At 40.1% G+C, this 12,207-nt stretch carries 13 protein-coding genes; 12 read left to right on the top strand and 1 reads right to left on the bottom strand.

Annotated elements, in window-relative coordinates; genetic code table 11:
- The first annotated feature begins 20 nt into the window (after window positions 1-20).
- The 3 genes from NE558_RS11145 to hflX are packed head-to-tail and all read left to right on the top strand — an operon-like array spanning window position 21 to window position 2,439.
- On the top strand, window positions 21-248 hold the full coding sequence (locus NE558_RS11145) for a DUF378 domain-containing protein (RefSeq protein WP_066052285.1): 228 nt from the start codon (window positions 21-23) through the stop codon (window positions 246-248).
- Between the two features lie 49 nt (window positions 249-297).
- Window positions 298-1,137, top strand: coding sequence for a diaminopimelate epimerase (dapF, locus tag NE558_RS11140; protein ID WP_256150147.1), 840 nt, complete (start codon window positions 298-300; stop codon window positions 1,135-1,137).
- A gap of 24 nt (window positions 1,138-1,161) precedes the next feature.
- Complete coding sequence (hflX, locus tag NE558_RS11135) at window positions 1,162-2,439, top strand: GTPase HflX (RefSeq protein WP_256150146.1); 1,278 nt, start codon at window positions 1,162-1,164, stop codon at window positions 2,437-2,439.
- A 69-nt stretch (window positions 2,440-2,508) separates the two neighbouring features.
- Here the strand turns inward: hflX and NE558_RS11130 are convergent, their stop codons facing one another.
- Window positions 2,509-2,754, bottom strand: coding sequence for a hypothetical protein (locus NE558_RS11130; RefSeq protein ID WP_256150145.1), 246 nt, complete (start codon window positions 2,752-2,754; stop codon window positions 2,509-2,511).
- Between the two features lie 225 nt (window positions 2,755-2,979).
- On the opposite strand from NE558_RS11130, the gene NE558_RS11125 reads away from it, so the two are divergent.
- The 9 genes from NE558_RS11125 to NE558_RS11085 all read left to right on the top strand — a co-directional run bounded on the left by NE558_RS11125 (window position 2,980) and on the right by NE558_RS11085 (window position 12,201).
- Complete coding sequence (locus tag NE558_RS11125; RefSeq protein WP_256150295.1) at window positions 2,980-3,645, top strand: ABC transporter ATP-binding protein; 666 nt, start codon at window positions 2,980-2,982, stop codon at window positions 3,643-3,645.
- Window positions 3,645-5,741 (top strand): COG1361 S-layer family protein, encoded by a 2,097-nt coding sequence (locus tag NE558_RS11120; RefSeq protein WP_256150144.1) that lies wholly within the window; start codon window positions 3,645-3,647, stop codon window positions 5,739-5,741. Before NE558_RS11125 ends, NE558_RS11120 begins: the two co-directional genes overlap by 1 nt.
- Window positions 5,738-7,069 (top strand): ABC transporter permease, encoded by a 1,332-nt coding sequence (locus NE558_RS11115; RefSeq protein ID WP_256150142.1) that lies wholly within the window; start codon window positions 5,738-5,740, stop codon window positions 7,067-7,069. The genes NE558_RS11120 and NE558_RS11115 overlap by 4 nt, the downstream gene beginning before the upstream one ends.
- 152 nt (window positions 7,070-7,221) lie before the next feature.
- The gene (locus tag NE558_RS11110; RefSeq protein ID WP_256150141.1) at window positions 7,222-7,878 is read left to right on the top strand and encodes a PrsW family glutamic-type intramembrane protease; all 657 of its coding nucleotides are present in this window, start codon (window positions 7,222-7,224) and stop codon (window positions 7,876-7,878) included.
- Window positions 7,879-7,982: 104 nt separating this feature from the next.
- A complete protein-coding gene (locus NE558_RS11105) occupies window positions 7,983-8,447 on the top strand; it encodes an NUDIX hydrolase (RefSeq protein ID WP_066052263.1) in 465 nt (154 codons plus the stop codon).
- A gap of 14 nt (window positions 8,448-8,461) precedes the next feature.
- Window positions 8,462-8,758 (top strand): hypothetical protein, encoded by a 297-nt coding sequence (locus tag NE558_RS11100; RefSeq protein ID WP_066052258.1) that lies wholly within the window; start codon window positions 8,462-8,464, stop codon window positions 8,756-8,758.
- 125 nt (window positions 8,759-8,883) lie between these two features.
- A complete protein-coding gene (locus NE558_RS11095; protein WP_256150140.1) occupies window positions 8,884-9,912 on the top strand; it encodes a sugar-binding transcriptional regulator in 1,029 nt (342 codons plus the stop codon).
- Between the two features lie 182 nt (window positions 9,913-10,094).
- Window positions 10,095-11,288: a phosphoglycerate kinase gene (locus NE558_RS11090; protein WP_256150139.1), complete on the top strand. Its 1,194-nt coding sequence runs from the start codon at window positions 10,095-10,097 to the stop codon at window positions 11,286-11,288.
- Between the two features lie 10 nt (window positions 11,289-11,298).
- Entirely contained in the window at window positions 11,299-12,201 is a 903-nt protein-coding gene (locus NE558_RS11085) for a polysaccharide deacetylase family protein (protein ID WP_256150138.1), read from the top strand.
- Window positions 12,202-12,207: the final 6 nt, after the last annotated feature.

Below are 12,207 nucleotides of genomic sequence, written 5' to 3'. Positions count from 1 at the left end.
CTTTTTATAGGAGGTCTTTTATGAAAACTGCAAATGCAATAGCATTAACACTGGTGATTATCGGTGCGTTAAACTGGGGATTGATTGGCTTTTTCGGCTATGATGTTGTAACCAGCATCTTTGGCGGAAACATGTTCTGGATCTCCAGAGTGATTTTTGGTCTGGTTGGCTTGGCAGGGCTTTGGTCATTATCTTTCTATAATTCCCTTGTACAAGAAAACCCTACCGTTCGTATTGCAAGACATTAATCAAATTGCAGCGGGAAACCGCTGCTTTACATAGAACAGGGGGAGCAAAATGCGTTTTACAAAAATGGAAGGCTGCGGAAACGATTATATTTATATCAACTGTTTTGAAGAAGCGGTGGATCAGCCTGAAAAGTTAGCCATTGCCATGAGCGAGAGGCATTTTGGTGTTGGTGCCGACGGCTTAGTATTAATTATGCCATCGGACAAGGCAGATTTTCGCATGCGCATGTTTAATCTGGATGGCTCAGAAGGGGAAATGTGCGGAAATGCAGTGCGCTGCATTGGGAAATATACCTATGAACGAGGTTTAACAAACAAAGAAGAAATCTCTCTGGAAACTGGCGGTGGAATAAAATATTTAAAATGCAATATTGAAAATGGAATTGTGAAAACTGTTCGGGTAGATATGGGTGAGCCTATTTTGGAGGCGGAGAAAATACCTGTTAAGCATGAAACCAGTCCTGTGATTGGAAAAAGCATAGTAATCAATAATAATGACTTTCTATTTACCTGCGTATCTATGGGAAATCCCCACGGGATCACGTTTGTAGAGGACACAGAGATGTTCCCTGTTGAAGAATATGGAAAGCAGGTAGAAAGGAATCCCTTATTTCCAAAAAAGACAAATGTGGAATTTGTAAAGATTTTAGACAGGAAACACATCAAAATGCGTGTGTGGGAACGGGGCAGCGGCGAAACCCTTGCCTGTGGCACAGGTGCCTGTGCGTCGGTGGTTGCATCTATTTTAAATGGTTTTTGCGATAGGGAAGTTAAGGTATCCCTCCTTGGTGGGGAGCTGACTATAAATTGGGATGAAAAGAATAATCATGTATATATGACAGGCCCAGCGGCATTTTCCTTTGATGGCGTTTGGTTAAAAGGCATTTAATGTTGGGTGTAGAGGAGGAAATATATGGCGAGAGATTTACATGATACTGCTGATTTAGAGGAAAGAGTGATTTTGTTTGCTGTTGAGCCGGATGAACGCAATAGTCGCTCAACCATGGAAACAGAGGCATGTTTAGATGAATTGGAAGAGTTGGTGCGTACAGCAGGGGCGGTTGCTGTGGCCAGAAGCATACAAAAGCGAGAACGGGTGCACCCTGGTCATTACTTAGGTAAGGGTAAAATTGAAGAGTTAAAAATGATGGTGGAGGCATACGGTGCATCAGGGGTTGTCTGCGATGATGAACTTTCACCGGCACAGCTGAAGAATCTAGAACGAATGCTGGAAACAAAGGTGATGGACAGAACCATTGTAATTTTGGATATTTTTGCAGGAAGAGCCATTTCTGGTGAAGGTAAAATACAAGTTGAACTGGCACAGCTAAAATATCGTTTATCCCGTTTGACAGGCATGGGTGCATCCATGTCAAGACTGGGGGGCGGCATCGGAACGAGAGGTCCTGGTGAGAAAAAGCTGGAAACAGACAGACGGTATATCAAAGACCGCATTGCTGAATTAAACAGTGCGGCAAAAGAGATACAGACCCACCGTGAATTATTACGCAGCCAAAGAGGGAAAAAAGGAACGCCTGTGGTATCTTTGGTTGGCTATACAAATGCGGGAAAGTCTACACTCATTAATAAACTAACAGATGCAGGGGTTTTGGCGGAAGATAAGCTGTTTGCTACCCTTGACACAACCACCAGAAAGGTAGAATTGCCCAATGGTTCTGAGATTTTACTAACGGATACCGTAGGATTTATTCAGAAGTTGCCCCATCATTTGGTACAAGCTTTTCGGGCAACCTTAGAGGAATTAAAATATGCGGATATTCTCCTTCATGTGGTGGATGCATCCAATCCCAACAGACAGGAACAGATGCAGGTGGTGTATAAAACATTGGAGGATTTGGGGTGTAGTGATACTCCTGTTATTACCGTGTTTAACAAAATGGATAGAGATATTGAATTACCTTTGCCAATGGACACAAAGGCAAGGGAGATTGCACAGGTTTCCGCATTTACCGGGGATAGCTTGAATGGCATGCTGGGTATGGTGGAAAACCTATTAAAGAGTTTCCGAAAATCCATGGTGGTTCTGGTTCCTTACACAGAAGGGGGACTTATTGGCTGGGTTCATGGGCGATGTGAAATCATTCGGGAAGAGCATACGCCAGAAGGAGTTTTATTGGAGGTATATGTGGATGAAGAATCTGCAAACCGATTAGAAAAATATAAACAATAAAAGTATCTCCTAGGATTTATTGAGAATGAATCCTAGGAGATTTTTTACAGGTAAAAAATGAAACTTATTTTATTTGTTTTCGTCTAAGATATAAACGGCTTTATCATAATCTTTTTTCTTTACATATATTTTGTATTCTGTTTGTGCTCTAACGGGTATAGTGTAACCAACACCTCGGGAATCAGTTTGCCAGAAGTTGCCCATGGTGGAGATGATATATTCAATTTTATGGGCAGAAAGAAGATTTCTAATTTGCCATTGCTTTTCTAAAGAATAGGTTATGAATAATCCTTTGCGGTTAAATATTGTAATCATAACAAATCACTCCTTTCTTAAGAATATCAGGAAGATGGTGGCATTGCAACCAAAATTACCAAATTGAAACCGTATTTTAAGAAAAATTTAAGCTTTCTGGTTCAATTCTGTAACAAGTATATGTTACGATAAATATTAAAAATCGACATTATTTTTTAATGTAGGGGAGTGTGAAGCTTGAGTCAAAACGTAATTCGAATTAAAAATGTTAAAAAGATTTATCAAATGGGTAAGGAACATATTCAGGCAGTAAATGGCATCAGCTTAAATATCCGACAAGGAGAAGTATGCTGTTTGTTGGGAAAATCAGGCTCAGGCAAATCCACGTTATTAAATTTGATTGCGGGATTGGAGAAGCCCACTTCCGGTGAAATTATTTTTAACAAAAAACACATAGAGCGGATGAATGAGGATCAATTGGCGGATTTTAGGCAGAAATATGTTGGTTTTGTCTTTCAGTCATACAACCTTTTGCCAACATTAACGGCCATGGAGAATGTTACGTTACCACTGATTTTTAAGAATGTTCCCTTGAAGGAACGCAATGACCGCGCCATGGAGATGTTAAAAAATGTAGGATTGGAAGAAAGAGCCCATCATAAACCCCATGAAATGAGTGGTGGACAGCAGCAAAGGGTTAGTATTGCCAGAGCATTTATCAATAGCCCTCAGGTAGTATTTGCCGATGAACCAACGGGGAATTTGGACACCCGCACAACATATGAAATGATGGATTTGATTACGGCAATGGCAAAGAAGAATAACCAGACCCTAGTAATTGTAACCCATGATTTGGAGCTGGCAGAGTATGCAGACAGAATTGTAATGCTCTCAGATGGAATTATAGAACGTATTGAGGATAAGACCCAGGTTGAAGGAGAGAAAGAGTGATGAGTAAAAGGTTGTTTCAAAGGGTATTTGCATTGATTATGATGTGTTCCGTTGTTCTGGGGCAAACGTCAGTCATATTGGCAGATGATTTTAGTAGTAACGGTTCCCCAAAAATAATAGTTGGTGGAGATGCGTTGATTGAGGTTGTAGCTGGACAGGAAAACCGTGCCACCATTCAAGTAAAAAACAAAGGTGGAGCACCCGCAGATAATGTTTATGTCAGCGTTAAGAGAAGCCCCACGGATCCTTTTCGTGTGACCATTCCTGGTGGTGGTGACATAGGCAGTGTAGGGGCAAACGGATATCAGAATGTAACATTGGTTGTTAGTTTTAATGGTGAAGTGAAGGAATCCAGTTACCCTGTTACGTTAGACTTTACATACCGAAATGCCAATGATTCCACATTTACCAGCTCGGAAACAATTTATTTAAAAATGAAAGGGTTTGACAATGAACCAAGCTTTAAACTGGATGCCATGACCCTTAGTCCAGACAGTATGTCTCCCGGTAGTAGCGCAAATTTAAGTGGTAAAATTGTAAATAACGGCGAAAAGGATTTACAAGATGTGGATATTAGCTTAGAGAATTTATCTACAGAAAAAATCAGTTTAAGCGGGGGATTTAGCAGTAAACACTTTGCCAGTATTCCCGTAGGAGGCAGCGTTAATTTTGCCTATTCACTGGTAGCCAGTGCTGATATGACGGCAGGCAACTATCCTGTGTCCATAAAACTGAAATACAAAGATAAATTTGGAAAGGCTGTTGAAAAAGCACAGGATTATTATGTGAATGTTGGTGGAGTAGCAGGGCAGAAATCTCAGTTGGAGATACGAAATATGAAAGAGCCCGGTGGCGTTTATGGTGTAAATCAGAATTTCACAGTCAGCTTTGATTTGTATAACAGTGGTAAGATTTCAGCAAAAAATATTGTGGTTAAGGCAGAACCTGTAGATGCTTCCGCGGTTGTTCCTAAATCAGCAAGTGTGAAAACAATTTCTGAGTTAAAGGCTGGGGCAACAACAACGCTTACCTTTACCTTTGCGGGAACTGCAGCAGCAAAAACGCAGAATTATGCAATACTATTTACTACAGAATATACCTCCGGTGGAACAGCGGTAACCTCTTTTAAGCAATATGCAGGGGTGAATGTTAGTAATCCTAGCAAAGACGAGGAAAATGCCAGCAAGCCAAAATTAATTGTAAGCAATTATGAGTGTAACCCATTGATTGTTATGGCAGGAAAAGAATTTGACTTAAACATGGATATTTTAAACACCCATGCAACAAAGGGCGTTAAAAATATTAAAATGTTTTTAACATTGGCAGAGGAGACTTCTTCTGAAAGTCAAAAATCAGGAAATATTTTTACCCCTGTAAACAGCAGTAATACATTCTATTTTGATGCTATCGGACCAAAGGGCAAGACTCAAAAGAAATTAAGATTATATGTTGTTCCTGAGGCTCAGCCCAAGACATATACTTTGACGGTAAACTTTGAGTATGAGGATGCAGCAGGCAAGGAATATACTGCAACAGAATTACTTGGTATTAATGTAAAACAGGTAACCGAAATGCAGGTAGATGACTTTGCGATACCTGAAACAGTGGAAATGGGTACACCAGTTGCCGTTTCCTTTGGTTATAACAACACAGGTAAGGTTACACTGAATAACGTAATGGTTAAGGTAGAGGGCGATGTTGAATGCCAGAATAAGAGTACATATATCGGCAACATGGAATCAGGTAACGGAGAATATTTTGAGACCTCGTTTACACCTAATAAAAGCGGAGAGGTACCTGTAAGTATTGTGATTTCTTATGAAGATGCAACAGGTGAGTTGAAGGAAGAACGCAGAGATTTTGTATTAAATGTTACAGAGCCTGTGATGCCTGATGATGTTGATAATACAAATAACGAAACAGCCCCCATGGATATGAAAAAGGTAATGATTTCTATTTCCATATTAGCACTTTTGGCTATGGGATTATTTATCTTTATTAGACGTCAGAAACAAGAACCCCAGAATACTTTTGCAGAAAGCAAAAGTGACTTAGACGAAGAGGACGAGGATGACAGAGAGGATATGTCTTTATGAGTACGAAGGACTTATTAGATATGGCTCTTCGTAATTTGCTGAAGCGAAAGCTCCGAACATTCCTAACGGTGCTTGGTGTGGTAATTGGTACGGCTTCCATTGTTGTAATGGTGTCCATCGGAATTGGAATGAACGAGAGCTTTGCCCGTCAGCTTGAAAGTTGGGGGAGCCTGCAAGTAATTAATGTTTATTCGCCCAATGGCGATAATGGCCGATATATGCAAGACGATGATTCTGCAAAAGATGCCAATAAAAACGGTAAGAAAGTAAAATTGGATGCCGTGGCAGTGGAATCTTTTCGCCAAATGGCAGGAGTTGAGGCTGTTTCTCCAATAAAAAATCTTTACCTGATGCTTGGCAGTGGTAAGCTTGTTGCAGATGCAAATTTTATTGGACTTGATCCGGCAGCTATGGAGGCTTTGGGCTATAAAATTGATGAGGGCCGAGCTTTGAATGGCGAAGATGTAAAATCCATTGTTGTTGGTGGCGGAGTAGAATTTTATGACCCTAAATTAAACTGGGAAATGAGAATGAATTCTGAACCACCAAAATTAGAATTGGTTGGCGATAAGGTTGAGGTTAGCTATGACTGGAGTTATGGTTCAAAACATGCCGATAAAACCATCAAAGCCAATAAATTCGAAGTGGTTGGAACCATGTCTGCTGATGGAAGTAATGGCTGGAGCGTCATTATGCCTATAAAAGAGCTTGAAAAAATAGAAAAAGCACAGCAAGAATGGGAGAAAAAACGGAATGGTTCTTCCGGTGGCAGAGGGCAAAAACAGCAATCCCACGAATATGAACAGGTTATGGTTAAGGTTAAAGATATTAAAAATGTTCAGGCTGTACAACAGCAGATTAAGGATTTGGGCTATCGGGCAACCAGCTTATCAGATGAATTGGATGCTATGAAAGAGACCACAAAAATGCTCCGTATGGTTTTAGGGGCAATTGGTGCAATTTCATTGGTGGTTGCGGCAATCGGTATTACCAATACCATGGTTATGGCAATATATGAAAGAACCAGAGAGATTGGTATTATGAAGGTAATTGGAGCTTCACTTAGAGACATTAAGCTTCTTTTCTTAACAGAAGCTGCGTTTATCGGATTTGCAGGGGGGATTTTGGGTATTGGTGTAAGCTTTGTTACATCAAAGCTGGTTAATTTTGTAGCCATGCAGCAAGGCAGTGATATGTCTTCATCCATACCTATTTGGTTATATCTTGGTTCTATCGCCTTTGCAACGATCATCGGTGTTCTTTCAGGTTATTTACCTGCACAGCGGGCAATGAAGCTAAGTGCATTATCGGCAATTAAAACAGAATAGTAAAAACATATAAACATATAAACGATGAAAACACACTATTTTTAATTATAAACAAAAAATAGTGTGTTTTTTTATGTAAATGTTGATATCTATTGATTTTTTGGAAAGACTATGGAGGAAGAAATGTCATAAAAAAAGGGGATTGATTGAAAATGTTAATCCAACTGGCAGCCGCACCAGTTTTTTTAGGCTTATTTTATATTTATGTAAGAGATAAATATGAAAAAGAGCCTTGGAGAATGCTCTTTCTAGGTTTACTGTATGGAATTTACACAACTGCAGTTATTTATGCAGTGGGATTGGGATTGGAAAAAATTTTCCCTCATATGGAGTCACCCATTTATACATCTTTTTTCAGCTCAGCAGGGGTGGAAGAGGTGACAAAGTATATATTTTTAATACTATTAATATGGAGGAATGGTAATTTTAATGAACCTTTGGACGGCATAGTATACGGTGTTTTTGTTTCCCTAGGTTTTGCGTGGATTGAAAACATTATATATGTAACACATCCCGTTATGGGTGGGTACAGCACTGCCTTTTCCAGGGCATTTCTTTCTGTTCCGGGACATGCATTATTCGGTGTGCAGATGGGGTACTATTTAGGATTGGCTAAATTTTTCGGCGGGAAAAAACATCTTTGGCTTGCTTTTTTTGTGCCGTATATGGTTCATGCCCTATATAATTATTTTCTGCTTGAAAAATATTCGTTTTTTTGGATTCCCTTTTGGATATTGGAAGTTTGGCTATGGTGGTCGGGTCTCAAGCACATCAAAGAGTTGGTTCGTATTTCACCTTTTAGAGAATAAAATGACACGATTTTACTGTTGGACTTGAAATAAATAGGAAAAAGCGGTATACTGATTAAAACAGAATACTTGGCAGAAAATAACACAATTACGGAGGTCAACCAGTGGTAGAAGCGGTGAGCTGTGGAGGCGTTGTGATTTATAAGTGGAAAATTCTTCTCTTATACAAAAACCAAAACGGCAGATATATGGGTTGGGTATTGCCCAAGGGCACTGTGGAAGAAGGCGAAACCTATCGGCAAACCGCTTTGCGTGAGGTAAAGGAAGAATCCGGTGCCACAGGTGAAATTATCAAATATGTGGGGAAAACCCAATATACGTTTAAAGGCAGTGAGGATACCGTAAACAAAACAGTGCATTGGTATTTGATGAGTGCCAATTCCTTTTTTTGTAAGCCTCAAAGTGAAGAATATTTCGCCGATGCAGGTTTTTATAAATTCCATGAAGCCTATCATCTGTTAAAATTTAATGACGAACGCCAGATTTTAAAAAAAGCATATTATGAGTATAGTGAAATGCGTAAGAATAAGGAATTTCTGAAACGGAAATTTTCTGAAAAAAAAACGTAAAGGAGTAGTGGAGTATGAAAAAATATTTTGAGCTAAAACCCAGTTTTGAAGATTTAAAGGATAAAATCGTAGTGTTACACAAAGAAGATGATGAAAAGAAAACCTTGTTTATTGTTTTAGCAGTTCTTGCTGCTGTTTTGGCAGTGGTGGCTTTAGGCGTTGTTTATTTACTAAAAACAAAAATGGATGACGAGTATGACGAGGATTGGGACTACGATTGGGACGACCTTGAAGATGAATATTGCAACGAAGATGATTGCTGCTGCACAGACAAAGATGTTGATGATTCCGTAAAGGTAGAAAAAGTATAAGGAAGATGGGGCGGCAGGTGGCCGGTATGGTTTTTACTACTGACTGCGCGCCACCTCCCTTTTTTTCTTTTGGTTGGGACAAAAAAAATAGGATAGGACAAAAAAAGACCAAAGGAAGGTGTGACATGGAAGACAAACTACAATTAATTCGTAAAATTGCCCCTGATTTGACAGAAGAAATGATTAAAAGGTATCGAGTTTTAAAGACTGTGCGCCTTTTGCAGCCCTGTGGGAGAAGAATGGTGGTACTTGCCCTAGGCATGACAGAAAGAACGGTTCGCAGTGAAATTGAACGGTTTAGTGTGCAAAAATTGGTTCAAGTTTCAAAGACAGGCATGGTGGTTACGGATGAAGGTTTGGAGGTTTTAGAGGGGCTGGATACTGTTTTTTCCATAATGACAGGGTTATCAGTTTTGGAGGAAAAACTGGCGATGCTCTTAGGTGTTAAGCGTGTTCTCATTGCCCAAGGGGATGCAGATGTAAGTGAACGAAGCCGCAAGGAAATGGGCCAGCTTGCTATGCGGCATCTTTTGGAGAAGACAAATGAGAAAAGTCGCATTGCCATTACCGGTGGCTCATCAATGGAGGATTTGGTGCTTGCGGCACCGGAAATGTCTAAGCCTATGGCTAAAATGGTTGTGCCCGCTAGAGGTAGTATCGGCCGTAGAATGGAATTGCAGGCAGATACCTTAGCGGTACAGTTGGCTGAGAAGCTGCAGGCAGAATATCGGCTTTTGCATTTGCCTGATAATTTAAGTGAGACAGCCTTGGAGGAAATGAAAAAGCAGCCTGAAATACTGGAAACCATACAGGAAATGGATCGTGCAAATATTTTACTTTTGGGCGTTGGCAATGCCTTGGATATGGCGGAGAAACGCAGGCTAGATGAAGAAATAATGGCCAATTTAGTAAAACAAGATGCTATTGCAGAAGCCTGCGGTTATTATTTTAACCGTAGTGGTGAGGTGCTTTACAGAACCCGTTCTATTGCCATTGATTTTGATCAAATCAGCAAGATGGATGAAGTGATTGTGGTAGCCGGTGGTGAGAAAAAGGCCGAAAGTATTTTAGCTGTTAGCAAGAGTATTCCTGGCGGAATATTTATTACCGATGAGGGCGCCGCTATGAAAATGCTGAGAGCTTTAGAGGCCTAAGTAAGAATACATTTTCTTATAAATTATAAGGATATTTAAAACATAAAAACATTGTGCTATGAGGATTAGGAATCATAATCTATTTAAGCGCAAATGCTTCAAATGAATGGAAAAGCAAAGTTTTGGGGAAAAGTATAACATATTTGGTAGAAGCTGTTTTAAAACAGAAAGGAGTATGAAGAATGTTAAACAAAAAATCCATTGATGATTTACAGGTAAAGGGGAAAAGGGTTTTGGTCAGATGCGACTTTAACGTGCCTTTACAGGACGGGGCAATCACTGATGAAAATAGAATAACCGCAGCCCTTCCTACAATCAAAAAACTCGTGGAAGATGGAGGTAAGATTATCCTTTGTTCCCACATGGGCAAACCAAAGGGTGAACCAAAGCCAGAGCTTTCCTTAGCACCTGTGGCAAAAAGACTTTCTCAATTGCTGGGAAAAGAGGTTGTTTTTGCAAAAGATGACACAGTTGTAGGTGAGAATGCCAAAAAAGCTGTGGCATCAATGCAGGACGGCGACGTAATTCTATTGGAAAATACACGCTATCGTAAGGAAGAAACAAAGAATGAAGAAGCTTTTAGTAAAGAGCTGGCATCTTTGGCTGATGTTTTTGTAAATGATGCATTTGGCAGCAGCCATAGGGCTCATTGTTCAACGGTAGGGGTAACGGAGTTTGTAAAGGAATCTGCGGTTGGATATTTAATGGAAAAGGAAATTGAGTTTTTGGGGAATGCTGTGAATAATCCCCAGCACCCTTTTGTGGCAATTTTGGGTGGCTCCAAGGTTTCTGATAAAATCAATGTTATTAACAATTTATTGGAAAAAGTGGATACACTAATCATTGGAGGCGGTATGGCGTATACCTTTGCTGTAGCTAAGGGGGGGAAGGTTGGAGACTCCTTGCTGGAAGCAGACAAGGTGGATTACGCAAAGGAAATGATGGAAAAAGCTGAAAAAAAAGGTGTAAAACTATTGCTTCCTGTGGATACGGTAATTACGAAAGAATTTAAGAATGACACAGAGTTTAAAACAGTTTCTGCTTTGGAAATTCCCGATGGCTGGATGGGACTTGATATCGGTGAAAAATCCAGAGAACAATTTACAGATGCAATTAAAAGTGCAAAGACAGTTATTTGGAATGGGCCAATGGGTGTGTTTGAATTTGAAAACTTTGCTGCAGGAACAAAGGCAGTGGCGCAGGCAATGGCGGATATTGATGCAACAACGATTATTGGCGGTGGCGATTCTGCTGCGGCTGTAAATCAGCTGGGATTTGGGGAGAAAATGACCCATATTTCCACAGGTGGCGGTGCATCATTGGAATTTTTGGAAGGAAAGGACTTGCCGGGTGTAGTAGCAGTGCAAGATAAATAAGGCTTGAATTATGAAACGCAAGGGGAAAATATTCGCAGTGATGGTTTTGTTATGCAGTTTCCTTTTTCAGTTGACTGCTTGGGGAAAAACGGTTGTTGCCATGGACTGTGTTGAAGAAGAAGAGTTGATAGAACCGGCGGAGAAAACCATTTTTCCGCCGACAGACTATATTCCGGTATTGATGTATCATCATTTTGCAATACGAGATATGGGCGAGGGAAACGGCGTTGTTACCACCCAAGCCGAGCTGAGGGATCAAATTTCTTATTTAAAGAATGCAGGGTATGAAATTATATCTCTGGAAACTTTGAATGAGCTCCTTCAGCGGGTGGAAAAAGAGAAGGTTCTAAATAGAAAAAAGGAAAAAGATGAGTTTAGCCTTGAGTTAGATAAAAAATATATCTGCATCACCATGGATGATGGATATTTGAGTAACTATGAATTGGCTTTTCCGATTTTCCAAGAGTATCGTGTCCCTGCCTCTATCTTTGTTGTAACGGACAGCATTACCAACCAGACAGGATTAAGAAAATTAGACTGGCAGCAAGCTAAGAAAATGGTAGACAGCCGATTGGTTAAAATATATAACCACACAGCCAACCATGTACCTGCGGATATGGAAACGGAAGAAGAATTTCTTGAACAGGTGGATAAAGGAGAGCTTGCATTGCAAACGTATCTTAGACAAGATGGATGCAAGGCTTTGGCATTTCCCAACGGACATTTTACCATTGCATGCCAAGAAGGTCTGAAAGAGATGGGCTTTGACTTATTATTCACTGTGGAACAAAAGGTTATTACAAAACAAACATCTCGCTACGAGATTCCAAGAATTGCTGTGGAATCCGGGTGGGATGGTGAAACTTTGATGGAAAACATAGAGCGGACGGCCAGAAAGAGCTTTGTTCCGTAAGAGAGG

The sequence above is a fragment of the Anaerotignum propionicum genome (assembly GCF_024461735.1).
Classification (GTDB): Bacteria; Bacillota; Clostridia; order Lachnospirales; family Anaerotignaceae; genus Chakrabartyella.
Note: the sequence above shows the minus strand (reverse complement) of the source record. Positions and strands in the feature narration are given on the sequence as shown.

Bases quoted from the DNA above. Each gene is read 5' to 3' on its own strand.
- NE558_RS11145 (WP_066052285.1), top strand. From the start codon at position 21: ATGAAAACTGCAAATGCAATAGCATTAACACTGGTGATTATCGGTGCG.
- dapF (WP_256150147.1), top strand. From the start codon at position 298: ATGCGTTTTACAAAAATGGAAGGCTGCGGAAACGATTATATTTATATC.
- hflX (WP_256150146.1), top strand. From the start codon at position 1,162: ATGGCGAGAGATTTACATGATACTGCTGATTTAGAGGAAAGAGTGATT.
- NE558_RS11130 (WP_256150145.1), bottom strand. From the start codon at position 2,754: ATGATTACAATATTTAACCGCAAAGGATTATTCATAACCTATTCTTTA.
- NE558_RS11125 (WP_256150295.1), top strand. From the start codon at position 2,980: ATGGGTAAGGAACATATTCAGGCAGTAAATGGCATCAGCTTAAATATC.
- NE558_RS11120 (WP_256150144.1), top strand. From the start codon at position 3,645: ATGAGTAAAAGGTTGTTTCAAAGGGTATTTGCATTGATTATGATGTGT.
- NE558_RS11115 (WP_256150142.1), top strand. From the start codon at position 5,738: ATGAGTACGAAGGACTTATTAGATATGGCTCTTCGTAATTTGCTGAAG.
- NE558_RS11110 (WP_256150141.1), top strand. From the start codon at position 7,222: ATGTTAATCCAACTGGCAGCCGCACCAGTTTTTTTAGGCTTATTTTAT.
- NE558_RS11100 (WP_066052258.1), top strand. From the start codon at position 8,462: ATGAAAAAATATTTTGAGCTAAAACCCAGTTTTGAAGATTTAAAGGAT.
- NE558_RS11095 (WP_256150140.1), top strand. From the start codon at position 8,884: ATGGAAGACAAACTACAATTAATTCGTAAAATTGCCCCTGATTTGACA.
- NE558_RS11090 (WP_256150139.1), top strand. From the start codon at position 10,095: ATGTTAAACAAAAAATCCATTGATGATTTACAGGTAAAGGGGAAAAGG.
- NE558_RS11085 (WP_256150138.1), top strand. From the start codon at position 11,299: ATGAAACGCAAGGGGAAAATATTCGCAGTGATGGTTTTGTTATGCAGT.